At 71.1% G+C, this 26,262-nt stretch carries 25 protein-coding genes; 13 read left to right on the top strand and 12 right to left on the bottom strand.

Going from position 1 to position 26,262, the window contains the following annotated elements; genetic code table 11:
• The first annotated feature begins 9 nt into the window (after positions 1-9).
• Positions 10-990 (top strand): agmatine deiminase family protein, encoded by a 981-nt coding sequence (locus KIK09_RS18655; protein WP_214320744.1) that lies wholly within the window; start codon positions 10-12, stop codon positions 988-990.
• On the opposite strand, the gene KIK09_RS18650 is transcribed toward KIK09_RS18655, so the two are convergent.
• The 6 genes from KIK09_RS18650 to KIK09_RS18625 form a co-directional block, all read right to left on the bottom strand.
• Positions 987-1,838, bottom strand: a complete 852-nt coding sequence (locus KIK09_RS18650) for a 5-oxoprolinase subunit C family protein (RefSeq protein WP_214320468.1) — start codon at positions 1,836-1,838, stop codon at positions 987-989. The two genes, KIK09_RS18655 and KIK09_RS18650, sit on opposite strands and share 4 nt — an antisense overlap.
• Positions 1,835-2,455 carry a 5-oxoprolinase subunit B family protein gene (locus KIK09_RS18645; protein WP_214320467.1) on the bottom strand — a complete coding sequence of 207 codons (621 nt, stop codon included), beginning with the start codon at positions 2,453-2,455 and terminating at the stop codon, positions 1,835-1,837. Before KIK09_RS18645 ends, KIK09_RS18650 begins: the two co-directional genes overlap by 4 nt.
• Entirely contained in the window at positions 2,452-3,207 is a 756-nt protein-coding gene (locus KIK09_RS18640; RefSeq protein WP_214320466.1) for a LamB/YcsF family protein, read from the bottom strand. Before KIK09_RS18640 ends, KIK09_RS18645 begins: the two co-directional genes overlap by 4 nt.
• Before the next feature lie 19 nt (positions 3,208-3,226).
• Positions 3,227-3,988, bottom strand: coding sequence for a thioesterase family protein (locus KIK09_RS18635; protein ID WP_214320465.1), 762 nt, complete (start codon positions 3,986-3,988; stop codon positions 3,227-3,229).
• 19 nt (positions 3,989-4,007) lie between these two features.
• A complete protein-coding gene (locus KIK09_RS18630) occupies positions 4,008-5,480 on the bottom strand; it encodes a hypothetical protein (protein ID WP_214320464.1) in 1,473 nt (490 codons plus the stop codon).
• 123 nt (positions 5,481-5,603) lie between these two features.
• Positions 5,604-5,792 carry a hypothetical protein gene (locus KIK09_RS18625; protein WP_308164176.1) on the bottom strand — a complete coding sequence of 63 codons (189 nt, stop codon included), beginning with the start codon at positions 5,790-5,792 and terminating at the stop codon, positions 5,604-5,606.
• Between the two features lie 248 nt (positions 5,793-6,040).
• Between KIK09_RS18625 and KIK09_RS18620 the strand changes: the two genes are divergently transcribed.
• From KIK09_RS18620 to KIK09_RS18610, 3 genes are all read left to right on the top strand, one after another.
• Positions 6,041-6,610: an HhH-GPD-type base excision DNA repair protein gene (locus tag KIK09_RS18620; RefSeq protein WP_214320462.1), complete on the top strand. Its 570-nt coding sequence runs from the start codon at positions 6,041-6,043 to the stop codon at positions 6,608-6,610.
• Between the two features lie 194 nt (positions 6,611-6,804).
• A complete protein-coding gene (locus KIK09_RS18615; protein WP_214320461.1) occupies positions 6,805-8,898 on the top strand; it encodes a SpoIIE family protein phosphatase in 2,094 nt (697 codons plus the stop codon).
• 215 nt (positions 8,899-9,113) lie between these two features.
• Positions 9,114-10,760, top strand: coding sequence for an RNA polymerase sigma factor (locus KIK09_RS18610; RefSeq protein WP_214320743.1), 1,647 nt, complete (start codon positions 9,114-9,116; stop codon positions 10,758-10,760).
• A 75-nt stretch (positions 10,761-10,835) separates the two neighbouring features.
• Here the strand turns inward: KIK09_RS18610 and KIK09_RS18605 are convergent, their stop codons facing one another.
• A complete protein-coding gene (locus KIK09_RS18605; protein ID WP_250573242.1) occupies positions 10,836-11,399 on the bottom strand; it encodes an ArsR/SmtB family transcription factor in 564 nt (187 codons plus the stop codon).
• Positions 11,400-11,477: 78 nt separating this feature from the next.
• On the opposite strand from KIK09_RS18605, the gene KIK09_RS18600 reads away from it, so the two are divergent.
• From KIK09_RS18600 to KIK09_RS18585, 4 genes are all read left to right on the top strand, one after another.
• Complete coding sequence (locus tag KIK09_RS18600; RefSeq protein ID WP_214320459.1) at positions 11,478-12,869, top strand: alpha/beta hydrolase family protein; 1,392 nt, start codon at positions 11,478-11,480, stop codon at positions 12,867-12,869.
• A 148-nt stretch (positions 12,870-13,017) separates the two neighbouring features.
• Complete coding sequence (locus KIK09_RS18595) at positions 13,018-13,749, top strand: peptidylprolyl isomerase (RefSeq protein WP_308164175.1); 732 nt, start codon at positions 13,018-13,020, stop codon at positions 13,747-13,749.
• Positions 13,750-13,995: 246 nt separating this feature from the next.
• Positions 13,996-15,381: an APC family permease gene (locus KIK09_RS18590; RefSeq protein ID WP_214320457.1), complete on the top strand. Its 1,386-nt coding sequence runs from the start codon at positions 13,996-13,998 to the stop codon at positions 15,379-15,381.
• Positions 15,382-15,387: 6 nt separating this feature from the next.
• Complete coding sequence (locus KIK09_RS18585) at positions 15,388-16,029, top strand: GPP34 family phosphoprotein (RefSeq protein ID WP_214320456.1); 642 nt, start codon at positions 15,388-15,390, stop codon at positions 16,027-16,029.
• 1 nt (position 16,030) lies between these two features.
• Here KIK09_RS18585 and KIK09_RS18580 read toward each other — a convergent pair whose 3' ends face one another.
• Positions 16,031-16,747: a YaaA family protein gene (locus KIK09_RS18580; protein WP_214320455.1), complete on the bottom strand. Its 717-nt coding sequence runs from the start codon at positions 16,745-16,747 to the stop codon at positions 16,031-16,033.
• A gap of 30 nt (positions 16,748-16,777) precedes the next feature.
• Here KIK09_RS18580 and KIK09_RS18575 point away from each other — a divergent pair, with 30 nt between their 5' ends.
• Positions 16,778-17,458, top strand: a complete 681-nt coding sequence (locus tag KIK09_RS18575; protein WP_214320454.1) for a GNAT family N-acetyltransferase — start codon at positions 16,778-16,780, stop codon at positions 17,456-17,458.
• Positions 17,459-17,503: 45 nt separating this feature from the next.
• Here KIK09_RS18575 and KIK09_RS57800 read toward each other — a convergent pair whose 3' ends face one another.
• Positions 17,504-17,734 (bottom strand): DUF7455 domain-containing protein, encoded by a 231-nt coding sequence (locus KIK09_RS57800; RefSeq protein ID WP_308164174.1) that lies wholly within the window; start codon positions 17,732-17,734, stop codon positions 17,504-17,506.
• Between the two features lie 246 nt (positions 17,735-17,980).
• Here KIK09_RS57800 and KIK09_RS18570 point away from each other — a divergent pair, with 246 nt between their 5' ends.
• Together KIK09_RS18570 and KIK09_RS18565 are read left to right on the top strand one after the other, a co-directional pair.
• Positions 17,981-20,047 (top strand): DNA gyrase/topoisomerase IV subunit B, encoded by a 2,067-nt coding sequence (locus tag KIK09_RS18570; RefSeq protein WP_214320453.1) that lies wholly within the window; start codon positions 17,981-17,983, stop codon positions 20,045-20,047.
• A 398-nt stretch (positions 20,048-20,445) separates the two neighbouring features.
• Complete coding sequence (locus tag KIK09_RS18565; RefSeq protein ID WP_308164173.1) at positions 20,446-20,979, top strand: pyridoxamine 5'-phosphate oxidase family protein; 534 nt, start codon at positions 20,446-20,448, stop codon at positions 20,977-20,979.
• Here the strand turns inward: KIK09_RS18565 and KIK09_RS18560 are convergent.
• Genes KIK09_RS18560 through KIK09_RS18550 form a run of 3 tightly spaced genes read right to left on the bottom strand, consistent with a single transcriptional unit; the run spans position 20,908 to position 24,124 of the window.
• Positions 20,908-21,711 carry an ABC transporter permease gene (locus KIK09_RS18560; protein ID WP_250573241.1) on the bottom strand — a complete coding sequence of 268 codons (804 nt, stop codon included), beginning with the start codon at positions 21,709-21,711 and terminating at the stop codon, positions 20,908-20,910. The genes KIK09_RS18565 and KIK09_RS18560 overlap by 72 nt on opposite strands.
• Positions 21,708-23,213 (bottom strand): DUF1349 domain-containing protein, encoded by a 1,506-nt coding sequence (locus KIK09_RS18555; protein WP_308164172.1) that lies wholly within the window; start codon positions 23,211-23,213, stop codon positions 21,708-21,710. The genes KIK09_RS18560 and KIK09_RS18555 overlap by 4 nt, the downstream gene beginning before the upstream one ends.
• Positions 23,210-24,124: an ATP-binding cassette domain-containing protein gene (locus KIK09_RS18550; RefSeq protein ID WP_214320452.1), complete on the bottom strand. Its 915-nt coding sequence runs from the start codon at positions 24,122-24,124 to the stop codon at positions 23,210-23,212. The genes KIK09_RS18555 and KIK09_RS18550 overlap by 4 nt, the downstream gene beginning before the upstream one ends.
• Before the next feature lie 135 nt (positions 24,125-24,259).
• Between KIK09_RS18550 and KIK09_RS59230 the strand changes: the two genes are divergently transcribed.
• Positions 24,260-25,477 carry a sensor histidine kinase gene (locus KIK09_RS59230; protein ID WP_214320451.1) on the top strand — a complete coding sequence of 406 codons (1,218 nt, stop codon included), beginning with the start codon at positions 24,260-24,262 and terminating at the stop codon, positions 25,475-25,477.
• A complete protein-coding gene (locus KIK09_RS18540; RefSeq protein ID WP_214320450.1) occupies positions 25,474-26,130 on the top strand; it encodes a response regulator in 657 nt (218 codons plus the stop codon). Before KIK09_RS59230 ends, KIK09_RS18540 begins: the two co-directional genes overlap by 4 nt.
• Positions 26,131-26,262: the final 132 nt, after the last annotated feature.

The raw sequence follows: 26,262 nt of genomic DNA, 5'->3' as shown, positions 1-26,262 counted from the left end.
CTCGTGTTCATGCCTCCTGAGTGGCGGCCGCACCGCCGTACCTGGATGTCCTGGCCCGTCGGCTACGTGCTGCAGACCCCCGAGGAGTCCTACCGGGCCTGGTCGTCGGTGGCCAACACGATCGTCGGCCACGAGCCGGTCACCATGCTGGTCGACCCGTCGGAGAAGGCGTCGGCCGCCGCCTGGCTCGATCCCCGGGTGGAGGTGGTGGAGCAGCCACTGGACGACTGCTGGCTGCGCGACAACGGCCCGACCTTCGTCGAGCACGAGGGCGCGCTGCACGGCGTCGACTGGACCTTCAACGGCTGGGGCTGGGCACCGTACGAGAAGGACGACCAGGTGGCGGCGTCCGTATTGGACCGGATCGGCGTTCCCCGGCACCGGACCGGCATGGTCGGCGAGGGCGGCGGCATCCACGTCGACGGCGAGGGCACCGTACTGGTCACCGAGACCGTGCAGCTCGACCCGCGCCGCAACCCCGGATGGACCAAGGCCGACGCGGAGGCCGAACTCCGCCGGCTGCTCGGGGTCCAGAAGGTCATCTGGCTGCCGCGCGGGCTGACCGCCGACTACGGCGGCTACGGCACCAACGGCCACGTCGACCTCCTGGCCTGCTTCGCGCGGCCCGGCCTGGTGCTGTGTCACGTGCAGCCTGATCCGCTGCACCCCGACTACGAGGTCACGCGCGAGAACCTGGCCATCCTGCGCGCCTCGACCGACGCCAGAGGCCGGCCGCTGGATGTCGTGGAGGTGCCCGCGCCCACCGTCACCGAGGCCGACGGCAAGCTCGTCGACTACTCCTACATCAACCACTACCTGGCCAACGGCCTGGTCCTGCTCTGCTCCTTCGACGACCCCAGAGACGCCGAGATCGCCGGGCAGTTCGCCGAACTGTTCCCCGGCCGGGCGATCGAGTTCGTCGACGCCCGGGCCATCTTCGCGCTGGGCGGCGGCATTCACTGCATCACCCAGCAGGAGCCGCTCCTCTAGGCGTGCAGGGTGAAGCGGACGGGGGTGCCGGGGGGAAGTTGGGCGGCGATGGGGAGGTCGCAGGTGCGCAGGACGGCGATGACGGGGTAGCCGCCCGTGGGCGGGTGGTCGGCGAGGAAGACGATGGGCTGCCCGCTGGGCGGGACCTGGATCGCGCCGGGGACCATGCCCTCGCTGGGGAGTTCGCCGGTCCGGGAGCGGGCGAGCCCGGGGCCCGAGAGGCGGACGCCGACGCGGTTGCTGTCCTGGGTGACCCGGTAGGGCGAGCCGCACAGGGTCGCGAGCGCGCCCGGGACGAACCAGTCGTCCCGGGGTCCGGGGACCACGCGCAGCACGCCGGGTGGGGGTTCACCGGGCGGGGCGAGGTCCGCGACGATCTCCGAGCGCCCGGGGACGCCCACGGGCAGCGCCGTGCCGGGGCGCAGGGGAGCGGGGCCCAGGCCGGAGAGCGAGTCGGTGGAGCGGCTGCCCAGGACCGGCTCGACGTCGATGCCGCCACGGACCGCCACGTACGTCCGCAGACCCCACCGGGGCGCGCCGAAGGCCACCACACCGCCCGGCGGGACCCAGAACGGCACGCCGCACCCGCCCGCCGCGGAGGGCGGGACGGACAGCGGGCAGGGGGCGCCAGTGACCGCGATCCAGGCGCCGGAGCGGAAGGCCAGGCGCGCCCCGCCGTAGGTCAGCTCGATCCCCGCCAGGCCCTCGGGGTTGCCCACGAGCCGGTTCCCCAGCCGCAGCGAGACCGCGTCGGCGGCGCCGGAGTGCGGGACCCCGAGATGGGCGTACCCGGGGCGCCCCAGGTCCTGGACGGTCGCGTAGGGCCCGGGCGCGAGCACCTCGATCATGCGGCCTCGAACCGCACACGCATCCCCGGGCGGAACAGCGACGGCGGGTCGGCGCGGACGTCCCACACCCGCAGCGAGGTTCGCCCGAGCAGCCGCCACCCCCCGGGCGACGCGCTCGGGTACACGGCCGAGTACGGCCCGGCGATCGCCACGGACCCGGCGGGGACGGACGTCCGCGGCGTCGCCAGCCTGGGCACGTGCAGCACCGGATCCAGCCCGGTCAGATAGGCGAACCCGGGCGCGAACCCCAGCCACCCCACGACCAGCTCCCGTCCGGTGTGCCGCGCCACGACCTCCTCCACCGGCACCCCCGCCTCGGCCGCCACGTCGGCCAGATCGGCCCCGTCGTAGACCACCGGCACGACCACCGCCTCGCCGGCCTCCGCGGGCTCGCCGCCAGGAGCCGGTGACGCGAGGGCCAGCAACGCCTCCAGCTGGACCCGCAACCGCGCGGGGTCCACCCCGGGCGCCACCACCAGCACCGTCGACGGGCCGGGGACGATCTCCACCACGCCCTCGGGCCGCTGCTCCCGCAGCAGCGCGTCGAGCCGGTGTGACTCCTCGAGCCCCGCGGTCTCAACCAGCAGCCCGTGTTCCCCGGCAGTCCTGATGCTCACGCGAACGCCTGGAGGGCCACCCCGGCCCCCAGCAGCGCGTCGCGTACGGCCTGCGCGAGCCGTACCGCGTCGGGAGTGTCACCGTGGACGCAGATGGACCGGGCGGAAACCGGCACCTCGGTGCCGTCCTGGGCGGTCACCGTGCCCGCGACGGCCATGCGGACGGCGCGCGCAGCGACGGCCTCGGCGTCGTGGATCACCGCGCCCTCCTCGCGCCGCGGCACCAGCGTGCCCGCGGCGGTGTAGGCCCGGTCGGCGAAGGCCTCGGCGACCGTGGGCACCCCCTCGGCCGCCGCCGCGGCGTGCACCGCGGAGCCGGGCAGGGTGAGCACGGGCAGCGCGGGGTCGTAGTCGGCCACGGCGTCGATCACGGCCGCGGCCTGCACCTCGTCGCGGACGATGCGGTTGTACAGCGCCCCGTGCGGCTTGACGTAGGAGACCCGCCCGCCCATCGCCCTGGCGATCCCGTCGACGGCGGCCAGTTGGTACAGCACCTCGGCGCAGAGCTCCTCGGGCTCCATGTCCATCTCCCTGCGCCCGAAGTGGGCCAGGTCGCGATAGGAGACCTGGGCCCCGATCGCCACCCCGCGGTCGACGGCGGCCGCGCAGGTGCGCCTGATCGTCACCGGGTCGCCGGCGTGGAAGCCGCAGGCGACGTTGGCGCTCGTGACGATGTCGAGCAGCGCCAGGTCGTCGCCGAGGTGCCAGATGCCGAAGCCCTCGCCCAGGTCAGCGTTGAGGTCGATCACCATGACACCATCATGGCAGTGGCTACCTCGGCGCGACGAACAACGTCTGGGTCGCCGTGCCCACCTCGCCGGAGACGTCGTAGAGCGTGGTCTGGGTCAGCCCGCGCCCCGACGGTCCCGTCCTGGTTTCCGCGTCCAGGCAGATCCACTCGCCCGCCGGGGGACGGAACAGCGAGATCACCAGATCGACGTTGACGAAGAGATATTTTGCGAAATCCAGGGTGGGGCTCACGCCGTTGCCGCTGTCGGCGAACAGGACCAGCCGCTCCAGCGGCGTGATCTCCTCGCCCTCGACCAGCGGCACTCTGACCCGACCCCACACCGTGGCCGGCCCCGGCACGAAGGCGTCGCCGCTGACGAAGCGCCAGTCCACGGCCCTGCCGTACCCGAAGCCCGTCGCCAGCCATGAATCGCTGGAATTTTCAGGAATGGGGAGAGGCGCCTGCCGGGCACCCGACGGCGGCGTCTCGGCCTCGCGGATGCGCCACGCGGTCGCCCGGGCGTACTCGCGGGAGCCCGACCACACGCTGGCCGACAGGCACTGGACGCGCTTGCCGTCGCGGATCACGTCGGTCCGCACGCTCAGCTCGCCCACGGGCACGGGACCGAACACGTCCACGGCCAGCCGCGACAGCTCCAGCCCTGGCCGCGGCGCGGTCTGCGCCAGTTCGTGCACGATCAGCGCGGACATCGGGCCCATGTGCTGCGAGCCGGTGTCCCACGGCCCCTGGGTGTGCTCCGAGGCGAGATAACGACCGGCCCCGAGCGGCGAGTACATCGACATAGAACAATATTCTACGAGACTAGATCTCGTCGGGGATGTCCGCGATGTCGTCCAGGGCGGCGGCCAGCTCCTCCGGGTCGCCGCCGATCCGCTCGGCGATCTCGATCAGCACGTGCAGCACGTCGTGCCGGTCGTGCCCCAGGTCGAGCAGCCGCTGCGCGGCCTCCCACAGCTGCGGCGGATCGCCCTCCCACAGCCGGGTCGCGATCTCCTCGTGCCAGGCCAGGTGCTCCTCGTCGACCGCGCCGACGTGGTCGATCTCCAGCAGCGTGCGCCGGTCGGCCTCGTCGGCCGGATTGAGGTCGTCCAGATACACCCCGCCGTGTGTGCCCGTCAGGAAGGGGAACGCGAACACCCTCCTGGCCAGCGCCGACAGGTCGCCGTCAGGCAGCAGCCGCTCCAGCAGCGGCCGGTCGAGCCCGAACGAGGTCGGATCGCGGTAGGCCTCGGGGAACTTGCCCGTCGCCTCCCACACCGCGTCCAGCGTCGCCTTCAGCCCCTGCTCGGGCAGCGCGGTACGGCGGGCCGCGAAACGCACCCACGCCGACAGCGCGTGCGGCATCGCCTCCTGCTCGGCCTGGCTCAGCATCACCTTGCGCGGCAGCCAGTCGAGCAGGAACGTCTCGCACTTGGTCGGGCTGACCCGCAGGGGACGCCCGAAGTCCTGCTCGCAGCCGTAGTCGATGATGTGGTCGGCGCAGCGGGAGGCGGCCGACGGGTCCGACAGGTGCTCGGCCGCGTCGGAGGCCAGGAACTCGGCGGCCAGCATGGCCCGCCGTTCACGGCTGTAGGGGGCCTCGATGTGCAGCGGCGCGGGCCGCTTGCGCCCCGGCGGCAGCGCCTTGAGCCGGGAGCGGGCGAAGGCGTGATAGGCGCTGTAGCTGTCGCTGACCGGCGGCGGCGTCTTCGGCTCGCCCGTGGCCTTCATCGCCGACTCGAGCAGCGCCCTGGCCTGCTGCGGCTCGATCTCCTCGAACAGCAGCATCGGGTTGCCCGCGGCCTCCGCCCTGGCCTGCTCGAGCAGCTTGTCGACATGTGAGGACACCCAGGCGTCGCGCGCCATCCCCGACATGTTGTGGTCGACGACCATGACCAGCGCGTGCCGGTCCTGCCCGCTGTAGGCGAACGTGCAGATCACCGTGTCCTGGTCGCCGTAGGCGTCGCGGGAGACCCAGCAGCCGGTCGGCTTGACCGCGCCGACCCGGTCGGCCCAGCCGGGGCGCGCCACGCCCGACTCCATCATCGCCAGCGCCGCGCCCTCCGCCTTGGCGCCCTGGCGTGCCGTACCGAGATACGCCAGGCAGATCAGCAGCGTCAGCGACGCGGGAGTGCCCGCCTTCGCGGCGAAATCCACCAGACCTTCGCCCAGGACCTGCTCCACGTCGCCGCCATGCACCCGCCTGCCCCACCAGGCGCCGATCATGTCGGAGACCATCAACTCCGCGTCAAGGGGGCTGCGAACGGCGAGCAGCTCGCGGGCCGCCTGCACCATCTCCTTGAACACATCGTCTGGCGGGGTGCTCTCCCGGGGTTCTCGTCGGTGTCGGCGCACGCCCTCACTCTCTCGCATTCCAGGCGTAAACGGCGCGTTTAACGCGGCCTGGTGACCCCGATGTTACCGGGGGTTCCGCGGCGGAGGTGCCGAGTTGACGATGGCGAGCAGATGCTCACGCGCGATGCGCTCGACGACGTCGGGCGTCGCGTCGATGCCGAGGTGAGCCGCGCACGCGCACACGTCTGCGACACATCGGTCGATCGTGTCGACGGGCACGGTCAGGAACTCTTCGGCCAGCCGAAGACTCACCGGCTCCCTGGGGAAGCGTGTGGCCAGAGCGAGCATAGACGTGAGATTCCTCTGGAAGCCCGAGGGCAAACCCCCCGGGAGCGGACGCAGGGCGACTTGCGTTCTCATTCCATCCGTTCTCGGGCGGGTGTCAAGCCTCCATGCGGCCTGTCTTCGTTTCTCGTTATGTGGCAGGGGTTCCCTCGTCTGGTCGGGCGTGCCCGACCAGACGACGAACGGGAGAGCGCCATTCGTGCGAAGCTGTCTTCATGCGCATCCAGCTCGCCCAGCGGACCGAGGCCGACGCACTGCTCGGCCGCAGTCCGCTCGCCCTGCTCGTCGGCATGCTGCTTGATCAGCAGATCCCGATGGAGTGGGCGTTCACGGGTCCGTACACCATCTCGGAGCGGCTCGGACACGACCTGACGGCCGAGGAGATCGCCTCCTACGACCCGGAGGCGTTCGCCGCGCTGCTGGCCGAGAAGCCGGCCGTGCACCGCTATCCCAAGTCGATGGCGGCCCGTGTCCAGCAGTTGGCCGCCTACCTCGTCGAGCACTACGACGGGAAGCCCGACAGGATCTGGGCAGAGGCCGCCGACGGCAAAGACTTGTTCAAGCGGCTGCAAGACCTTCCGGGCTACGGCAAGCAGAAGGCACAGATCTTCGTCGCGCTGCTCGGCAAGCAGCTCGGCGTGGAGCCGCCCGGCTGGCGCGAGGCGGCGGGGGCCTACGGTGAGCAGGGCTCGTTCCGGTCGGTGGCCGACGTGGTCGACGACGAGAGCCTGGGCCGCGTACGGTCCACCAAGCAGGAGGCCAAGCGGGCGGCCAAGGCAAAGTAGCCTGATCTTGCTGCGCAACGTGGAGCGATTTTGACAGGATGCGTTGACCGTATGGCGGCTGGGGCTTCCGTCCATGCATGCCCATCGCCGATGATGTACTGCAGAATCCGGTCGCCCGGAGCTGCGCTACGCCGATACACAGTTATGGAGATGTGCCGCGTGGGAGACCCTGGCACGCGACGGAGGTGCCGATCATGAGCGCCGAGACCTCCGTTCCTCGTCCCCGGGAGTCGGATGTGGACATCTCAGACTCCGCCCTCTTCAAGGGCCTGCTGTCTGAGGCGGAGTTCGCCTTCGCCTTCTTCACCGCTGACGGCAAGTTCCAGCGCGTCAACGACGTGTTCACCGACGTCGTCGCCGTGCCTGCCGACCGGCTGGCCGGGCGCACCCCGGCCGAGACCTTGACAGCCGATCTCAACCAGCTGATCACGCACGCCGTCCAGGCCGTGGTCGAGAGCGACGCGCCGGTCACCGAGGGACGCGTCCGCGTGCGCACCCCCGACGGCAACAACCAGCAGTGGTCACTGTCCTTCTCGCCCGTGCACGACGCCGAGGGCGAGCTGCGGGCGGTCGCCCTGGTGGGGCTGGACGTGACCGAGAGCCGCCAGACCGAGGAGGATCTCCGCCGCAGCGAGGAGCGCTACCGCTCGCTGGTGGAGGCCCAGTCGCAGCTGGTCTGGATCACCTCGCCCACCGGCGCCGTCGTCGAGGACGCGCCGCAGTGGCGCGCGATCACCGGCCAGGGTCTGGAGGAGTACCTCGCCCACGGCTGGCTCGACGTGGTGCACCCGGAGGAGCGCCAGCAGACCGAGGAGGCCTGGCGCGAGGCGCTGCGCGGCCGGACCATGTTCGAGTGGAACTACCGGGTCCGCACCCGGGCCAGCGGCTACCGGCACTTCGAGGTGCGCGCCGTACCGATCATCAGGCACGGCAGGGTCGTGGAGTGGGTCGGCGCGAACACCGACGTCACGCCGCAGCGCGAGGCCGAGGAGATGCGCGGCAGGCTGACCGACCAGCTCGGCGCCGCCGCCCTGCGCACCGCGAGGCTGCAGGGCGCCACGGCCATGCTGGCCGAGGCGCTGACGGTCGAGCAGGTCATGCAGGTCATCGTCGACGTGGGCCGCACGGCCCTGGCCGCCGACCGCTCCGCGGTCGCGCTGCTCGACACCGACAGGGCCGCGCTCAAGCTGATCAACGGCGAGGGCGTCCCCGAGGCCTCGGGTACGGCGGGCGAGGAGATCCCGCTGTCGCACTCCAGCGTGATGACCATGGCGGTCAACAGCCGCAGGCCGGTGTTCGCCGAGTCCCCCGAGTCGCTGAAGGCCCAGCTGCTCGAGGCGGGCGGCGACGAGGAGGTGCTGACCAGCTACCTGGCCCACAGCGACGAGCGGGCCTGGGTGGGCCTGCCGCTGCTCGCGGCGGGCCGGGCGCTGGGCGCGCTGCGCTTCTCCTTCACCAGGCCGCAGAAGATCTCCCAGGAGGACGGCGTCTTCCTGGAGGCGCTGGCCGGCCAGTGCGCGCTGGCCGTCGAGCGGGCCACGCTGTTCGAGCGCGAGCACCGCACCGCCGAGACGCTGCAGCGCAGCCTGCTGCCCGACCGCCTGCCCGTCGTCAAGGGGCTGGTGCTGGCCCAGCGCTTCCGTTCCGGCAGCCGCCACGTCCAGGTGGGCGGCGACTGGTACGACGCGTTCGTGCTGCAGGACGGCCGGGTCGCGGCCGTCGTCGGCGACGTCATGGGCAAGGGCGTCAAGGCCGCGGCGGGTATGGGCCGCATCCGCAACGCGATGCGGGCGCTGGCCCTGACCAATCCGCCGCCCGCGGCCGTGCTGACCGGTCTCGACCGGGTCTTCGAGGCCACCGAGGAGGAGGAGCAGGTCACCACGCTGGCCTACATGGTCGTCGAGCCCGTCACCGGCGAGGGCACGCTGGCGCTGGCCGGTCACCCGCCACCCGTGCTGGTTTCTCCTCAGGGCACGGCGATCCTGTGCGACGCCGAGCCCGGTACTCCGCTAGGCTGGCCGACCAGCCGCAGGCAGTTCCGGTTCGTGGTGCCGCCCGGCCATACAGCCGTGCTCTACTCCGACGGTCTCGTCGAGAACAGGAAGCGCGGGCTGGATGCCGGACTGGCAGAGATTTGCAGTGTTGTGACCGAAGCTCCGCCTGAGGTGGTCAGTAGTCCGCATATGTTGTTGGACTTCCTGGTTGACCGGATGTTGTCTGGATATGAACAGGATGATGACGTTACCGCCCTGGCCATTCACGTACCGCCAGCCACGAAGAGTGACTGAATGAATCAGTCATAAGGGTTGCTTTCGGGTATCAGTGGCGCGCTTACGTACGCACTACTGTCCGGGTCGGCCTAGGGTGGAGGTCAACCGCCGGGAGGTGGCCGTATGGAGTGCGTGGTCGTGCCAGAATGCTGAGCAGGTCCGTCAAAGCTCCAGACGATCCCCCACCGGCCATCTGGGTCCATTGTCGCCACGTGTTCGTTCGAGAGGTGTTCGTGTCGCCTGCAAGTTCGACTCGCTCGAAGCCACAAGAGCTGAACGAGCCCGTCATTCAGCGACTGCTCGAGCGTGGGCGCTCGCAGGGTTTCCTCGAGTCTGAGGATGTCCGTCAAGCCTTCGAGGAGGCGGACATCCCCATGTCGCACGCCGCCGCGTTCTTGCGGAACCTCAGCAAAGAGGGCGTGACCGTGGTGGTGACCGCCGCGGATTCGGCTGCGCCGAAGAAGTCTCGTGGTCCAGCAAAGCGCCGCACCGCTGCCCCCGTCAAGACCAAGGCCGCAGCGGCCGCCAAAGAGCAGCAGCCCGAGACCGTGACCGCGGTCGTGGGCACCGTCGAAGCCGAGCCGGCCGCCAAGAAGCCGGCCCCTGCCAAGAAGGCCGCGCCCGCGGCCAAGAAGGCGGCGCCCGCGCCGCCCGCCAACAAGGCCAAGCCTGACAACGCTGGGCCTGCCGACTCCAAGGCCGAGACCGACGAGGAAGAGGACCTCGAGCTCGACGGCGACGTGGAGCTGGAGGACCTCGAGGACATCGAGGTCGACGACGAGGAGATCGTCGCCGAGGACGACTCCGACGACAGCGACGGCGGGGACGACTCCGACGACTCCGAGGAGTCCGAGGACGGGCCCAAGCCCGCCGAGGTGGCCGCGGTCGAGAAGGTCGAGGACGAGGTCCTCATCCTGTCCGACGACGACGATGACGCCCCGGTCGCCCAGGTGGCCGCCGCCGGCGCCACCGCCGACCCGGTCAAGGACTACCTCAAGCAGATCGGCAAGGTCCCCCTGCTCAACGCCGAGCAGGAGGTCGAGCTCGCCAAGCGCATCGAGGCCGGCCTGTTCGCCGAGGAGCAGCTCGGCGGCGGCGAGACCGACAGCCTGCCGGTCGACGTCCGCGCCGAGCTCGAGTGGATCGCCGAGGACGGCCGCAGGGCCAAGAACCACCTGCTGGAGGCCAACCTCCGTCTGGTGGTCTCGCTGGCCAAGCGCTACACCGGCCGCGGCATGCTCTTCCTGGACCTCATCCAGGAGGGCAACCTGGGCCTGATCCGCGCGGTGGAGAAGTTCGACTACACCAAGGGCTACAAGTTCTCCACCTACGCCACGTGGTGGATCCGGCAGGCGATCACGCGTGCCATGGCCGACCAGGCGCGGACCATCCGCATCCCGGTCCACATGGTCGAAGTGATCAACAAGCTGGCCCGCGTCCAGCGGCAGATGCTGCAGGACCTGGGCCGCGAGCCCACGCCGGAGGAGCTCGCCCGAGAGCTGGACATGACCCCCGAGAAGGTGGTCGAGGTCCAGAAGTACGGGCGCGAGCCCATCTCGCTCCACACCCCGCTGGGTGAGGAGGGCGACAGCGAGTTCGGTGACCTCATCGAGGACTCCGAGGCCATCGTCCCGGCCGACGCCGTCAGCTTCACGCTGCTGCAGGAGCAGCTGCACTCCGTTCTCGACACGCTGTCGGAGCGCGAGGCGGGCGTCGTGTCGATGCGCTTCGGCCTCACCGACGGGCAGCCGAAGACGCTGGACGAGATCGGCAAGGTCTACGGCGTGACGCGCGAGCGCATCCGTCAGATCGAGTCCAAGACCATGTCCAAGCTCCGTCACCCGAGCCGCTCCCAGGTCCTGCGCGACTACCTGGACTAAGGGCAACGGCTTCACGTTTCACAGTCGGTATGGGGGGGAGCCTTGGCTCCCCCCATACCGCTGTCCGCGCGCCGCCTACTCCTGCTCGGATGAGTCCCAGGGAAAGGCGAGCAGGCGCACCATGACCGCGCGCGCGTCCGGGGCCGCGTCGCGATGGCTGTATTTGCGCAGCAGCGCGATGTACTCCTCGAAGAAGGCGTCCAGCTCCTGCGCGCTCACGTGCGCCATCCCCCGCGAGGCCTTCGCCCACGCGGGATCCCGCAGGTAGGCGGCAGGGAAGCGGTCGAGCAGCTCCCGCTCCTCCGCCATCCAGGCCTGGTGGAAGGCCTCCAGCGCCGGGCGGTCCTGCGGGGCCAGTTGGTCCGGCGTGGGCAGGCGGATGTCCCTGGTCGCCTCCACCCTGCGCCACCAGCGCTCCCGGCCGGTGGAGCGCTCGGGGATCTCCTCGATGAACCCGTACTTCTCCAGCTGCCTCAGGTGGTAGCTGGTCGTGCCGGTCTTCGCGCCGAGCAGCTCACCCAGGGTCGTCGAGGTGGCAGGACCGCCGGACAGATGGCGCAGCATCGTGCGGCGCATCGGGTGGGTCAGCGCCTTCAGCCTGTCGGCGTCGTCGACCAGGTGGCCCGTCTCATCCTTCATGATGAGCATGCTAATACTGCAGAGGGATATCTGCAGACTTAGCTTTGCCGAGACTTCTCTGCAGATTACTCTCGGCATATGCGAATGATTCGATTGCTCCTCGCGTCCGTCGTGCTCCTGGGCCTCGCCGCCACGCCGGCAGCCGCAGCGTCAGAACCGGTCAGCTCCGAGATCACCTTCCGCGGAGACGGCGGGATCGTCCTGCACGGCACCGTGCTGACCCCGGCGGGCTCACCGGACCGGCACCCCGGCATGGTCCTCGTGCACGGTGCGGGGGAGGGGACCCCGCGCACCAAGCTGATGGGCGAGGCCGTCGCGTTCGCCCGCACGGGCATGTCGGTGCTCGTCTACGACAAGCGGTCGTCCGGCTACTCGCTCTTCCACCGGGACTACGGGCAACTCGCTCGGGACGCGCTCGGCGCGGTGGCCGCCCTGCGCGCCCAGCCCGGGGTGGACCCGGCGAAGGTCGGCATCTGGGGCCTGAGCGAGGGCGGCTGGGTCGCGCCGCTGGCCGCCTCGCAGTCCTCGCAGGTCGCCTTCGTCGTCACGGTGGGCGGCAACGCCCTGGAGCCGCTGCGCCAGCAGACCTGGGCCACCGCCGCGGGCCTGCGCAAGGCCGGAGTGTCCGGGTCGCTGGTCGACCGCGCCGAGCCGAACCTGTACCGCGTGATCGCCGACGGCGGCCTGTTCCCCGAACCCTGGTACTCGCCGGGTCCGGTGCTGGAGCACGTCAAGCAGCCGATGCTGGGCATCTGGGGCGCCGACGACCTCCTCACCCCGCCGCAGGAGACCCCGCCGCTGCTCGCCGCCGCCCTGGAGCGCGGCGGCAACCGGCACTACACCCTGCGCTACGTGCCTGACGCCGACCACGCCGCCCATCAGAGCCCCGACCACGGCGTGACCCGGCTGCCCGCGCTCGCGCCCGGGTACGCCCAGCTGGTCGGCGACTGGGTCCGGTCGGTGTCAGCCGGCCGGCTCCCGACCGCCCAGGCCCCCGACCCGCTGCCGAAGCAGGCCTCGCTGAGCGTGCCCGTGCCGCGGCCTGCCTGGTGGGAGTCGGCGTTCGCGCAGCTCGCCGTCCTCCTTTTGATGATCGTCGCGTTCGCGGGCTACCCGGTGGTAGCGCTGGTCCGCCGCGTCCGCGGGCGGGTGCGGCCGGCCGTCGGGCGGTCGCCCCGAGTGCTGGCGGCCGCCGGGCTCGCCACGGTGGCCGGGTTCCTCGGCTATCTCGTCCCCGTCCTGATGAGCGGGGCCAAGCTCGCCTCGCCGGGCCCGCTCCTCGCCGGGCGCCCGGTGATCTGGCTGGCGCTGCAGGCGCTCGCGGTCACCGTCGTGATCGCCACCGTGCTGACCTGGGTGGTCAGGCGCCGATCGGAGGCGTCCGGGGAACGCGTCCGGCTCACGCTGCTCGCCGTCGGCGGGACCGCGTTCGTCCCGTGGGCCCTCTACTGGGGATTGCTCCTGCCCTGACGGGACTGTTCGGCAGGGACGAAGAGGTCGGCCGGCGTTCTCGGGCCTACCTGGAGGTTCGCGACGGGTCGTTTGACAGCCCCTTGACGCTACTCGGTAGATCGACTAGATGTCGGGGAGTCTGTCGATCACTTCATGGGAGGGCACTGTGTCCAGGAGAGGTGCTTTACGGATCGCGGTGGTGGCGGTGGCCGCGGGAGCGGTGGTGGGAGCGGGGCTGCCCGCCGGTGCCGCCGATCGGCCGCCGAGGACGACGCACGGACCGTGCGGCTACACCGAGACGCCGGACGATCCAGCCGTCAGGAAGGTGCCGCTGCCGCCCGACCCGCGGCACACGCCGACCCGCCCGGTCTCCGTCGTGCTCAAGACCAACCACGGCGACATCGGGCTGGCGCTCGACCCGGCCAAGGCGCCGTGCACCGTACAGAGCTTCGTGCATCTGGTGCGCCACCGCTTCTACGACGCGACCTCCTGCCACCGGCTGACCGCCTACGACCGGCTGAAGGTGCTGCAGTGCGGCGACCCGAGCTTCACCGGCGAGGGCGGCCCCGGATACAAGTTCAAGGACGAGCTGCCCACCGACCTGCCGCCGTGGCCAGGGGATCCGACCGGCGCGCGCAGGACGTACGCCAGGGGCGTGCTCGCCATGGCCAACGCCGGGCCCGACACCAACGGCAGCCAGTTCTTCCTGGTGTACGGGGATTCCGGGCTGCGGCCGAACTACACGATCTTCGGGACCGTGGACGGGCCCGGGCTGGCCGCCCTGGACGAGATCGCCGCGGGCGGCATCCAGCCCGAGCCCGACGGGCCCACGCCGCCGGTGGACGGCAAGCCGGTCCTCCCGGCCGACATCCAGGACGCCTGCGTCACCCACCCCTGACGGGCACGGCCCCCGGCGCCGGGGGCCGCGCAGGCCAGGGATCGACTCGGAACCCGACAGCTCGGGAGGCCAACCGGGATCTTCTGGATGCCCGGCCGGATAGGGCATAGAGGCACCTCGCGGCGATGTGGCCGCATATCGCGGAGTTGGGCGGTATGCGGCCAACCTGGGGTTTGATCTGGTGTGGAGTGACGCGTGTGCCTAAGGTTGCCTCCGTTGGTTGTGCACCCCCCCGAGAGGCGACCCATGGCGACGTCCTTATCTGAGTTCGGCTACAAGCAGGAACTGAGCCGATCCCTGAGCTTCACGGACCTGATGTTCTACGGTCTGATCTTCATGGTGCCCATCGCACCGATGGCGATCTTCGGGCAGGTGTTCCAGGCTTCCGGCGGGATGGTCGCGCTCGCCTACCTCATCGGCGTGGTCGCGCTCACCTTCACCGCCGCCAGCTTCGGCCAGATGGTCAAGGCGTTCCCGCTGGCGGGCAGCGTCTACAGCTTCGCGGGGCGGGCCATCCACCCGGGCGTCGGGTTCCTGGCGGGGTGGGCGATCCTGCTGGACTACCTGCTGGTGCCGAGCCTGCTCTACCTGGTCGCCTCCACCTCCATGCACGCCGTGGTGCCCGCCGTACCGGTATGGGTGTGGCTGGTGCTGTTCGTGGTGTTCAACACCACCGTCAGCCTGCTCGGCATCAAGATCACGGCCACGGCCACCAAGGTGTTCCTGATCTGCGAGCTGGTGGTGCTCGGGCTGTTCCTCGCGGTCGGGGTGTGGGCGCTGCTGAGCGGGCGCGGCAACGGGATGTCGTTCGAGCCGCTGTTCAACTCCGGCACGTTCTCCGTGTCGGTGATCTTCGGTGCGGTGTCCGTGGCGGTGCTGAGCTTCCTCGGGTTCGACGGGATCGCGATGCTGTCGGAGGAGACCCGCGGCGAGTCGCGGGAGATAGGCAAGGCCATGGCGGCCGCGCTCGGGCTGGCCGGGCTGCTGTTCATCGCGCAGACGTGGGTGGCCGCGCTGCTCGCTCCGAACACGGCCGACCTGCTCGCGCACGGCACCGAGCGTTCCAATGCCTTCTTCGACATCGCCTCGTCGGCGGGCGGCGGCTGGCTGGGCGGTGTGACGGCCGTCGCCACGGCCGCGGCCTGGGGGATCGCCGACTCGATGGTGGCGCAGGTGGCGACCTCCCGGCTGCTGTTCGCGATCGCGCGTGACGGGCAGCTGCCGCGCTTCCTGGCCAAGGTCTCGCTCAAGCGGCTCGTGCCCGTCAACGCGATCCTGCTGGTCGGTTTCCTGGGGCTGGTGCTGCCCGGTGGCCTGCTGGTGTTCACCGACGACCAGGGCATCGGCGTGCTGACCACGCTGATCAACTTCGGGGCGATGATCGCGTTCATGGTGCTGCACGTGTCGGTCATCGCGCACTACCTGATCAGGAGCGGGTCGAAGGACTACTGGCGGCACCTGATCTCGCCGGTGATCGGCTTCGTGATCCTGGCCTTCGTCGTCTGGAACGCCAACCTCGCCGCCCAGATCGTCGGCCTGATCTGGCTGGCCCTCGGCGTGGCGATCCTGGGCATCCTCTACGCGGCCGGCCTGAAGCCCAGGCTGGCCGGACTGTCACACGAACGGCTCTGACAGAACATGGAACGTCTCCCGCTGCCGTACGACCTGTTCCTCATCGCCCACGGCGAGAAGGGAGCGCCCTCCATCCACGTCCCCACCCTGGGCGCCGGGCTGGCCGCCGCCATGCTGGCGGACCTCGCCCTGCTCGGCGCCCTGGCCTTCGAGGGGCACACCCTGGTGCTCGGCGCCGGGCGGCCCGGTCCCGCCCAGCTGCAGGACGAGGCCTGCATGCGGCTGCTGGCCGCGGTGCCTCAGCAGCGGATGCCGATCGTGCAGTGGCTGGCCGTCCTGTCCGGCGACATGCTCGAGTCGACGGCCCGCCAGCTGGACACGCTGGGGCTCATCCAGACGACGGTACGGCGGCGCCTCATCGGAACCTCGATCCGGTACGTCCCCGTCGGCCACGGGCCGCTCACGGTCGCCATGGCCCGGGTCAGGCTGCCCGTCATGGGCCACGAGCAGCCCACGCCGGCCGACCTGGCGCTGTGCGAGCTCGTGCGGCTGCTCCGCCTGGAGGACGCCCTCTACCTGAGCGACCGCCCCGCCGAGATCAGGGCCCGCCTCGCCGATCTGACGCAGGCCACCCAACCGGCGATCGCCCAGATCATGAAGGCCCTGGAGTCCTACATCGCCAACCAGGCCACGGCGATCTACCGCTGACTCACTCCACGGTGACGTCGATCCTGCCCGGCGCGAGCCGTACGGCATAGCCCAGCTCATCAAGCAGCTTGGCCAGCTCGTCAGGGGTGGCCGGGTCGGCGGGGTTCTCGAGCAGCGCGCGGGCCACCTCGCCGCGGGTGGCCTTGGCCATGTGGCTGACGACCTTGCCGTCGCGCAGCACGCGGACCCCGACCGCGCGCTCGCCGGGCTTCCACGCGGCGGCGTACGTCGAGGAGCGCAGGTCCACGACCAGGCCGGGCAGCCGGTCGAGCTCCTTGGCCACGAAGGGGCGCCAGAAGGCGGCCAGACCGCCGAGCGGCGGCAGCGTGACACCCATCGACAGGCGGTAGGGCGGGATCCGGTCGGTGATCCGCAGCACGCCCCACAGGCCGGAGAAGATCAGCACCGACTCCTCGGCCCTGGCCAGTGCCTCGGGGGACAGGGTCGCCAGGCCCAGGTTGTCGTAGAGCACGCCCGTGTACAGCTCGGCGGCGGGCAGCGTGGGCGCTGTCTTCAGCGCCAGGTTCTTGGCCAGCTCGGGCGCCTGGCCGGGCGACAGGCCGAGCACGTCGAGCGCGTCGCGGCGGCGCGAGGCCTTGACCAGCGCGCTCACCACGCGCCTGCGGGCCCGGTCGAGCGTGGGGAAGGACAGCTCGCCGACGGCGGGACCGTTGCCCTCGGCGGCCTTGCCCTCGGACGGCGGCAGCAGGATCAGCACGATTCCGCAGCTTAACGCTAGGGTTCCGGCATGCGTGACTACGACAGCCTGATAGACGAGGCCTGGCCCGCCTTCGAACGGGAACGTTCCCGCGGCTGGACCTTCCGATACGCGGGAGGTGTCACGAAACGGGCGAACTCCGTCCTGCCCTTGGGAGAGCGCGGCGACGTCGAGGCCGCCGAGGCCTTCTACGCCGCCCGCGGCCTGCCGTGCGCGTTCTCGATGGGTCCAGGCGTCGCCGAGGAGCTCGACGCGGAACTGGAGAGCAGGGCATACGGCCTCGTCGACCCCACGCTGATCATGGCGGGCTCACCCCAGGGCGAGCCGCGGCACCGGGTCAGGGTCGAGGACGAACCCTGGGACGGCTGGCTGGACACCTGGTGGTCGGTGGACGGCCGCTACGCCGACGGCCTGGAGGCGGCCCGACGCATCTGCACGGGCGTCAAGGCGCGCTACGCGGCCGTCGAGGAGGACGGTGTGGCGCTGGCCGTGGGCCGAGGCGTCCCGCAGGGCGACACGGTCGGGATCTACTGCATGGCCACGCTGCCCGCCGCGCGCCGCCGCGGGCTGGCCTCCAGCGTGCTCCGCGCCCTGGTACGGCAGGCGGAGCAGGCCTATCTGGTCACCACCGCGTCGAACCCGGCCGCCCAGGCGCTGTACAGGAGCGAGGGGTTCGAGGTCCGGGATCGCTACCACTATCGGGTGAAATGAGAAACGGCGGACCCAGGAAGGGCCCGCCGTACCTCGTATATGTGGTTAGCGTTCCTCGTTGGTGGCGGTTGCAGGGGTTTCGCTGAGCCGAGCCGACTCGTCCAGGATTTCGGCGCCCTTTTCGCGCAGCGCTGCCACGTGCTGACGCCCATGATGGGCGCAGAACAGCAGCTCCCCACCCACAGGCAGGGTCGCGCGAATGTAGGCCTGGGCGCCGCAGCGGTCGCAACGGTCGAGGGCCGTCAGCGGCTTAACGGGGGCGAGAGCTCCAGTCACGTATCGCCTTTCGGGTCACCCCCGCCGAAGCGAGGATCTGGCGTCAGTCACTTGAGACAACATCTAACCGGACAGAGACGTTCCCAACCGCTACCCGACTACGCCGAGAGCGGAATGTATCCCAAAGTAATGACGATCAGCCGGTTGGTAACGGCAAACCGTCAGTGATGGCAAGCTTGTACGCGCGTAGGCGGGAAGAACGGTAGGCTACGCACTGGTGTTCGATCCTTGACCAGAGGAGCTGGAGTGACGGTTGTGGAGGCGGGTTACACGGCTCGTCACCTGTCTGTGCTTGAGGGCCTCGAAGCGGTCCGCAAGCGCCCCGGCATGTACATCGGGTCCACCGACAGCCGTGGGCTCATGCACTGCCTCTGGGAGATCGTGGACAACGGCGTCGACGAGGCGCTCGCAGGGCACTGCGACCGCATCGAGGTCGAGCTCTACCCAGACGGCTCCATCGAGGTGCGCGACAACGGCCGGGGCATTCCCGTCGACGTCGAGCCCAAGAGCGGCCTGGTCGGAGTCGAGCTCGTCTATACCAAGCTGCACGCGGGCGGCAAGTTCGGCGGCGGCGCCTACGGCGCCTCCGGCGGCCTCCACGGCGTCGGCGCGTCCGTGGTCAACGCCTTGTCGGCGCGCGTGGACGTCGCGGTCGACCTCGACGGCCGCGTGCACGAGATCAGCTTCCGCCGTGGCGTCACCGGCGTCTTCGACGGTCCCGGCCCCAACGCGAAGTTCAAGAAGAAGTCCGGGCTCCGGATCGGCGACACGCGCCCCAAGAACGTCACCGGCACCCGCGTGCGCTTCTGGGCCGACAAGCAGATCTTCCTGCCCGACGCCGAGGTCTCGCTCGACGAGATCCACGTGCGGCTGCGGCAGACCGCGTTCCTGGTGCCCGGTCTGGCCCTGGCCGTCTATGACAGCAGGCACGAGGAGCGCGTCGAGGAGGAGTTCCGCTTCGACGGCGGCATCTCGGAGTTCACCGAGTTCCTCGCCCGCGACGAGGCCGTCTGCGACGTGCTGCGCCTGCAGGGCGTGGGCCACTTCCACGAGACCGTGCCGGTGCTCGACGACCAGGGCCACATGACGCCCACCGAGGTGCAGCGCGAGCTCACCGTCGACGTGGCGGTGCGCTGGGGCAAGGGCTACGAAAGCACGATCCGCTCGTTCGTCAACGTGATCGCCACCCCCAAGGGCGGCACCCACCTGACCGGTTTCGAGCGCGCGCTGGTCAAGACGCTCAACGAGCAGCTGCGCGAGACGCGGCTGCTGAAGAACGGCGACGACCCGGTCACCAAGGAGGACATCCTCGAGGGGCTGACCGGCGTGGTGACCGTGCGGGTGCCCGAGCCGCAGTTCGAGGGCCAGACCAAGGAAGTGCTCGGCACCTCCGCGGCCACCAGGATCGTCTCCCACGTGGTCTCCCGCGAGCTCAAGCAACTGTTCGACAACCCGCCGCGGGGCATGAAGCAGCCGCTGCGCGCCGTGCTCGAGAAGATCGTGGCCGCCGCCAAGGCGCGCATCGCCGCCCGCGAGCACCGCGACAACCAGCGCCGCAAGTCCGCGCTGGAAAACTCCGCGCTGCCCGCCAAGCTGGTCGACTGCCGCAGTGACGGTGTCGACCGCAGCGAGCTGTTCATCGTCGAGGGCGACTCGGCGCTGGGCACCGCCAAGCTGGCCCGCGACTCGGAGTTCCAGGCGCTGCTGCCGATCCGCGGCAAGATCCTGAACGTGCAGAAGGCGTCCGTCGCCGACATGCTCAAGAACACCGAGTGCGCCGCGATCATCCAGGTGGTCGGCGCCGGGTCGGGCCGCTCGTTCGACATCGAGGCGGCCCGCTACGGCAAGATCATCCTGATGGCCGACGCCGACGTCGACGGCGCCCACATCCGCTGCCTGCTGCTGACGCTCTTCCACCGCTACATGCGGCCGATGGTCGAGGCGGGGCGGGTCTTCGCCGCGGTGCCGCCGCTGCACCGCATCGAGCTCACCAACCCCGGCAGGGGGCAGGACAAGTACATCTACTGCTACTCCGACGCCGAGCTGCACAAGGTGCTCGCCGGCCTGGAGCGGCGCGGCAAGCGCTGGAAGGACCCGGTGCAGCGCTACAAGGGTCTGGGCGAGATGGACGCCGACCAGCTCGCCGAGACCACGATGGACCCGCGCCACCGCATCCTGCGCCGGGTCCGCATCGAGGACGCCGAGGCGGCCGAGCGCATCTTCAACCTGCTCATGGGCAGCGACGTGGCGCCCAGGCGCGAGTTCATCGTCAGCAGCGCCGCCGAGGTCGACCGCGACCACATCGACGCCTGACCACCACCGAAACGCCGGCCTTCATGGCCGGCGTTTCGCATTCCAGAGGTACGGCGCCGCCGGCCCGAACCCTTGAGATCAGCCAAGCAGGCTCGCTCCCGGACCCCGCACACCGTTGCGTGGGCACACCACCTGGTGCGCGATCCCAGCTTCGCGGGCGGCGTGCGTATCGCCTGGGCGGTCACAGGCGGGAGCGGTGGGCCCGAGCGCACCGCCTGGATTCGCGGCGAGCTTCCGCTACATACCGTCACATAGGAAATGCATCGCAAATCTATCGATACGGCCTGCCACGATGGCGGACATCGGGAGATCGCCGGAGCCTGATGACGCGCCGCGAGGGGGCGGCGCCTCGCGTATCGTCCTCCGCACTGGCAGCATCGCACCCGAAAGAGGAGGTCATGATGCTTGATGAGCCCCGCAGCAGGGAGCAGCGCAGGATGGACACCCTGCACCGGCTGGCCAACGACGTGGACTGCTGGGTGGCGACCGCCGGCGAGTCCCCATATCTGATACCGCTGTCGTTCCTGTGGGACGCCGGCACCCTGCTGATGTCGACCCCTGAGTCCAGTCCCACGGGGCGCAACCTGCGGGCCCGCGGCACGGTGCGCGTCGGCCTTGGCCCCACCCGTGACGTGGTGCTGATCGAGGGCACCGTCCAGGTGGTGACGATCGCCGAGCTGCCGCAGGCGGTCGGTGACGCGTTCGCGGCCAAGACCGGGTTCGACCCGCGCCGGCTGGCCACGCCGTACCTGTACTTCCGCATCCTTCCGCGGCGGATCCAGGCCTGGCGGGAGGTCAACGAGCTGCCGGGGCGCGACCTGATGCGCGAGGGCCGCTGGTTGACCGCCACCGGCTCCGTCCTAGGCGTCGCGATGACGGAGAAGGAGGCCGCCGCCCAGCAGGCCGGCGCCGGCCCATGCGGTCATCACTGACAGGCCCGCCCACGGGCTGATCGGCCAGGAGGCCAGGTCGCGGGTCACCTGGATGGCCAGGCCCGCGTTCATCGGGGTGACACGGAAGATCAGTGTCCGCAGGTCGGCGTCTGGGATCATGAACAGCAGCAGGGGCAGGAAGAGCAGGCCCAGGGTCACGCCGATGGCCGCGGCGGAATCCCTGACCATGACCCCCACGCCCAGGCTCAGCAGCCCGATCAGCACCAGGTAGAGCACCGAGCCCGCCGCCGCGCGCAGTGTCGGCCCGTCGGTCAGCGACAGCGGCGGGTAGCCGTGCTCGGGGGTGAAGCCGTTGCCGGGCAGCAGCAGCCGCCCGGCGGCCAGTGCTCCCAGCACGGCCGCGACCGCGGTCGCCAGGATCGGCCCGGTGACGACGGCCGCCTTGGCGGCCAGCAGCGTGCTCCTGCGCGGCAGCGCGGTGAGGGTGGTACGGATCATGCCGGTCGCGTACTCGCCCGAGACCGCCAGGATGGCGAGCATCGCGACGGCCACCTGCCCGACGGCGACGCCGGTCAGGCTGATCTTGACAGGGTCTTGGAGGCAGCCGGTGCGCGGGCACGCGTCCGGGAACGTCAGCGCCGAAGACGCCGCGCTCACGGCCACGGTCAGCGCCACGACCCCGAAGAGCAGCCACCAGGTGCCGCCGCCGCCGGTCCACAACTTCGTCCATTCCGCCCGTAGTGCCCACGCCATGCGTGACCGCCCGTTCATGCGTCCCTCCGGCGCAGGCGGTGGACGGCGAAGGCCAGGGCGAGGGCGGCGTAGCCGCACATGACGGCCATGCCGCCCCACGGCGACAGCGGATAGTAGCCATCGGAGGGCGCGTAGTAGGCCGGCACCTGCGGATACTCGATCATCGTCTGCTGGATCGCGAACCCGGCAGCGGGCGTGAGCCGCAGCAGCCACTGCGCGGCCGGCATCGGCAGCACCGACGCGGTGGCCAGGATCTGCGGCACCACGATCACCGCGATGGCCGCGACGACGGCCGCCGCGCTGCGACGGAACAGCGCCCCGAGTGCGAGCGCGAACACGGCCGAGATCCCCACCAGCGCCGCGGTGCCCAGCACCAGCCGCACCTGGGTCGGCGCGGAGACCGGCAGGATGTGGGTCCCGTTGCCCTCCAGGATCGCCGTGGACACCGGCACCACGATCGCGGCGGCCACCAGCCCGGCGGCGAACGCGACCGAACCGATCACCGCCGCCTTGGCCAGCAGCGCCCGCTCCCGCCGCGGGCCGGCGATCAGCGTGGTGCGGATCAGCCCCCGCCGGTACTCGGCGGTGATGAACAGCACCGCCACCACGATCACCACGATCAGCCCGGCCAGCAGCCCGGTCAGTGTCTGCGCCGGGGTCGGCCCGCCCTCGGCCCCCAGGGGCGCGATGTCACCGGAGCCCGTTACGGTGAACGTGTCGCCCGACTGGACCAGCCCGCCCGGGTGGTGGTACTTCTCCCAGTCGGTCACATTCCTGGTGCCGCCCACCTCATCGCGCAACCACGCGCTCCCCGACGTCTCGCCCTGCACCGTGACGTGGTCGAACTCGGCGGTGGTCTGCGTGAAGCGCATCTGCGCGATGGAGCCGCCCAGCGACTGCTGTTTCACGGTCAGGTCGCCGGGCGAGTTCGCGAACAGCCCGATCTGCGCCGTTTCCGGCAGCCCTGCGAGGCGAGCGGTGCCGATCTGAGTCCAGGCGGCTCCGTCGGCCGATTCGTAGCCGGTGATCGTGTCGCCCTGGCGCGTGAGGCGGAGCCAGCGCGGCGCGGTGCCCGGCCTGCCGGCCGTGTCCTCGGTGAAGTCGTGCTGCATCCGCACGCCGTGGCCGCCGGTCATCGTCACCGCCGCGTAGGTGGAGCCCTGCTTCGTGCTCTCCTTGACGATGATCCCGGCCTTCGCCCACGGGACCAGGCCCTTGACGATCTGGTCGTGGTTGGGCGGCGGATAGGTGATGATCCCGGTCATCGAGGTGATCCGGGCCGTGATGCTCCCGTCGCCGGTCAGCGGCTGGTGCACGAAGTAGAACCGATCGTTCACCCCTTCCCCGCCCGGCCCCACGGGGATGGCGGGACAGGGGACCTCCTTGGTGCCCTGCATGCAGGAGCTGTGGCTGCCCGCCGCGTACAGCAGCCCGAGCAGCACGATGACCAGTACGGACACCGCCATGCCGACCACCCAGCCGCGCACGGTCCTGAACTTGGTCCATTCCGCCCGGATCACGACGCCGCCCTGAACTCGACGGCGTCCCTGGTGAGCTCCATGTAGGCCTCCTCGAGCGTCGCCCGGTGCGCGGCCACCTCGGAGAACGGCACCCGGCCGCGGCCCAGCAGCGCCACGACCTGCTCCGACGGCATCCCGGTGACGGTCACTGTGTCGCGGCCGGTCGCGGCCACGGTGGCGCCCGCGTGCGCGAGCGCGGCCATCGCCTCGTCCCGCGCCGACGTGCGCAGCGTGACCCTGCCGCGGGAGGCCGTCGCGATCAGGTCGGCCACGCTGGTGTCCGCCACCACCCGGCCGCGGCCCACCACCACGAGATGGCCGGCGGTGTCCTCCAGCTCGCTCATCAGGTGGCTGGACACCAGCACGGCACGACCCTGCTCGGCCAGCGACCGCAGCAGGCCCCTGATCCACACGATGCCCTCCGGGTCGAGCCCGTTGAACGGCTCGTCCAGCATGAGCACCGGCGGGTCGCCGAGCAGCGCCGCGGCGATCCCGAGCCGCTGCCGCATGCCGAGGGAGTAGCCGCCTGCCCTGCGCCGCGCCGCCGGGCCCAACCCGACCAGTTCGATCACCTCGTCCACCCGGCCTGCGCCCAGCCCCTGCGAGTGCGCGAGCCACAGCAGGTGGTTGCGTCCCGTCCTGCTGGGCTGCAGCGCCGCGGCGTCAAGCAGCGCCCCCACGTGGCTCAGCGGCCGCCGCAGGCTCTGGTACGGCCTGCCGCCCACCAGCGCGCGCCCTTCGTCCGGCGCGTCCAGCCCGAGCACCACCCGCATCGTGGTGGACTTGCCCGCGCCGTTCGGTCCGACGAACCCGGTCACCTGCCCCGGCGCGACCGTGAACGACATGCCGTCCAGCGCCAGGGTGCGGCCGAAGCGCTTGCGCAGCCCGGCGACCTCGATGATTGCTTCCATGCCAGGCAGATTAGGGACGCCCGCCACCCGCGGTCGTCACGGCGCGGAGCGATCTTCGCCGTCGCTGGCGTGAGCTACGGCTCCTCCCTCGTGCGAGGGATGCCCCAGGTCCTTGCGTCGGTGACAATGACACTCGTGCACGAATGGGTCGAGAGTGGACGGCGGATCGCCGTGGTCGGCGCGCTGCTCGCCCTGTTCGCGGTCGCCGAGTCGATCGCGCAGGCCCGCACGACCCGGCTGGCCTCCCTCATGGGCGACTACTCCGAGACGGTCCCCGCCGGGTACCCCCTGCCGCACTCGCTGACCCCGCCGCCCGCCGACGGCGGCAACGTCACGCTCTACTACGTGATCTTCCCGTTGCTCGCGCTGGCCACCACGCTGCCGGTCGCGGTGCTGCGGGAACGGGGCGCCGCCCTGGTCGTGTCGGCCGCGGGCGTGCTGTCGCTGACGGCCTTCCAGACGCTGACCGTGGCGGGCGCGGCCGCCCAGCTGATCGCCGGCTACCGCCTCGGGTTGGCGGGCTCACGGCTGTCGGTGCTGCTCGCCGTACCGTTTCCGCTGCTCGCGGTGGTGGGCGGGCTGGACGGCGAGGCGCGCGTGCTGACGCTCGTGCTGGCCTCGCTCGGCCCGGCCGCCGCCCTGGCAGGCCTGGTACGGCGAGCCAAGGGGGAGGCGTCGGAGAGCGCGGCCGCCCGGCAGGGCATCGCCGACTCCCTGCTCGAGCACACCGCCAGGGGCGAGCGGGCCAGGATCGCCCGCGAGCTGCACGACGTGGTCGCCCACCACATCTCCATGGTCGCGGTGCAGGCAGAGACGGCCAGGCTCACCACCCCCGGCATGCCGCAGGCGGGCGCCGAGCGGCTGTCGGCCATCGGCGACACGGCGAGGTCCGCGCTGACCGAGATGCGACGGCTGCTCGGCGTGCTGCGGGAGGACGCCGAGGCGGAGCCCGACGTGCGGCGGCCTCAGCCGGGGCTGCGGGAGCTGGGGGAACTGATCGACGAGTCGCGCGACGCGTCGGGGTCCGCGGTCCGGCTGATCCTGAGCGGATCGCCCGCGCTGCTGGACCCCGGCGTCGAGCTGGCCGCCTACCGCATCGTCCAGGAAGCCCTCACCAACGCCCGCAGGCACGCGCCGGGCGCCGCCGTGGACGTGGAGCTCCACTACGCCGGCGACGCCCTGCACCTGCGCGTCCGCGACAACGGCCCTGGCCCGTCCACCGAGGCCGACACAGGACATGGGCTGGCAGGGATGCGGGAACGGGCGGTCGCCGTCGGCGGCGAGCTGTCCACCGCCGCCGACCCCGGCGGCGGGTTCCTGATCCAGGTCCGCCTCCCGGGAGCGTCCGCATGAGCGTGCGGATCGTGGTGGCCGACGACCACCTGGTGGTGCGGACCGGCTTCGCCGAGCTGCTCAACACCCAGCCCGACTTCGAGGTCGTCGCGACGGCCTCCGACGGCGCCGAGGCGGTGCGCGTGTGCCGCGAGCTGTCGCCCGATGTGGTGCTCATGGACATCCGCATGCCCGTCATGGACGGCATCGAGGCCACCAAGCGGCTCGGCGACGGGCCGCGCGTGCTCATCCTGACCACCTTCGACCTCGACGAGTACGTCTACGACGCGCTGCGCGCCGGTGCCAGCGGCTTCCTGCTGAAGGACGTCACCGCCGAGCGCCTGTTCGACGCCGTGCGCGTCATCGCCGCGGGGGAGGCGCTGCTGGCGCCGTCGATCACCCGGCGCCTGATCGACGAGTTCGCCCAGCTGCGCCCCCAGCCCGAGGCCGTCGCCACCGCCGGCCTGACCCCGCGCGAGACGCAGGTGCTGCGCCTGGTCGCCGAGGGCCTGTCCAACCCGGAGATCGCCGGCCGCCTCACGGTGACGGAGGAGACCGTGAAGACCCACGTCAGCCGGGTGCTGAACAAGCTCGGCCTGCGCGACAGAACCCAGGCCGTGGTCGCCGCCTACGAGTCGGGCCTGGTCGTGCCACGACACCATCGGCCCGGATGAGCACCCGCATCCTCTTGCCGACCGGCACCGGCGTGATCGCTTGGCGCCTTGTCCGGCGGCCACCCGGGACCGGGGGTCGTGGGTCCCGGGCGGCGTGACGGTGAGCAACCCCGCATCTCCTGAGGAGCGTCT

This window comes from Nonomuraea sediminis (assembly GCF_018531495.1).
In the GTDB taxonomy this organism is placed as follows: domain Bacteria; phylum Actinomycetota; class Actinomycetes; order Streptosporangiales; family Streptosporangiaceae; genus Nonomuraea; species Nonomuraea sediminis.
This window is presented reverse-complemented; position numbering and strand designations above follow the sequence as displayed.

What these genes read in the sequence shown, in the direction of transcription:
- KIK09_RS18655 (WP_214320744.1), top strand. Translation starts at nt 10, where the DNA reads ATGCCTCCTGAGTGGCGGCCGCACCGCCGTACCTGGATGTCCTGGCCC.
- KIK09_RS18650 (WP_214320468.1), bottom strand. Translation starts at nt 1,838, where the DNA reads ATGATCGAGGTGCTCGCGCCCGGGCCCTACGCGACCGTCCAGGACCTG.
- KIK09_RS18640 (WP_214320466.1), bottom strand. Translation starts at nt 3,207, where the DNA reads ATGGTGATCGACCTCAACGCTGACCTGGGCGAGGGCTTCGGCATCTGG.
- KIK09_RS18635 (WP_214320465.1), bottom strand. Translation starts at nt 3,988, where the DNA reads ATGTCGATGTACTCGCCGCTCGGGGCCGGTCGTTATCTCGCCTCGGAG.
- KIK09_RS18630 (WP_214320464.1), bottom strand. Translation starts at nt 5,480, where the DNA reads ATGGTGCAGGCGGCCCGCGAGCTGCTCGCCGTTCGCAGCCCCCTTGAC.
- KIK09_RS18620 (WP_214320462.1), top strand. Translation starts at nt 6,041, where the DNA reads ATGCGCATCCAGCTCGCCCAGCGGACCGAGGCCGACGCACTGCTCGGC.
- KIK09_RS18615 (WP_214320461.1), top strand. Translation starts at nt 6,805, where the DNA reads ATGAGCGCCGAGACCTCCGTTCCTCGTCCCCGGGAGTCGGATGTGGAC.
- KIK09_RS18605 (WP_250573242.1), bottom strand. Translation starts at nt 11,399, where the DNA reads ATGAAGGATGAGACGGGCCACCTGGTCGACGACGCCGACAGGCTGAAG.
- KIK09_RS18600 (WP_214320459.1), top strand. Translation starts at nt 11,478, where the DNA reads ATGCGAATGATTCGATTGCTCCTCGCGTCCGTCGTGCTCCTGGGCCTC.
- KIK09_RS18590 (WP_214320457.1), top strand. Translation starts at nt 13,996, where the DNA reads ATGGCGACGTCCTTATCTGAGTTCGGCTACAAGCAGGAACTGAGCCGA.
- KIK09_RS18585 (WP_214320456.1), top strand. Translation starts at nt 15,388, where the DNA reads ATGGAACGTCTCCCGCTGCCGTACGACCTGTTCCTCATCGCCCACGGC.
- KIK09_RS18575 (WP_214320454.1), top strand. Translation starts at nt 16,778, where the DNA reads ATGCGTGACTACGACAGCCTGATAGACGAGGCCTGGCCCGCCTTCGAA.
- KIK09_RS18565 (WP_308164173.1), top strand. Translation starts at nt 20,446, where the DNA reads ATGATGCTTGATGAGCCCCGCAGCAGGGAGCAGCGCAGGATGGACACC.
- KIK09_RS18560 (WP_250573241.1), bottom strand. Translation starts at nt 21,711, where the DNA reads ATGAACGGGCGGTCACGCATGGCGTGGGCACTACGGGCGGAATGGACG.
- KIK09_RS18550 (WP_214320452.1), bottom strand. Translation starts at nt 24,124, where the DNA reads ATGGAAGCAATCATCGAGGTCGCCGGGCTGCGCAAGCGCTTCGGCCGC.
- KIK09_RS18540 (WP_214320450.1), top strand. Translation starts at nt 25,474, where the DNA reads ATGAGCGTGCGGATCGTGGTGGCCGACGACCACCTGGTGGTGCGGACC.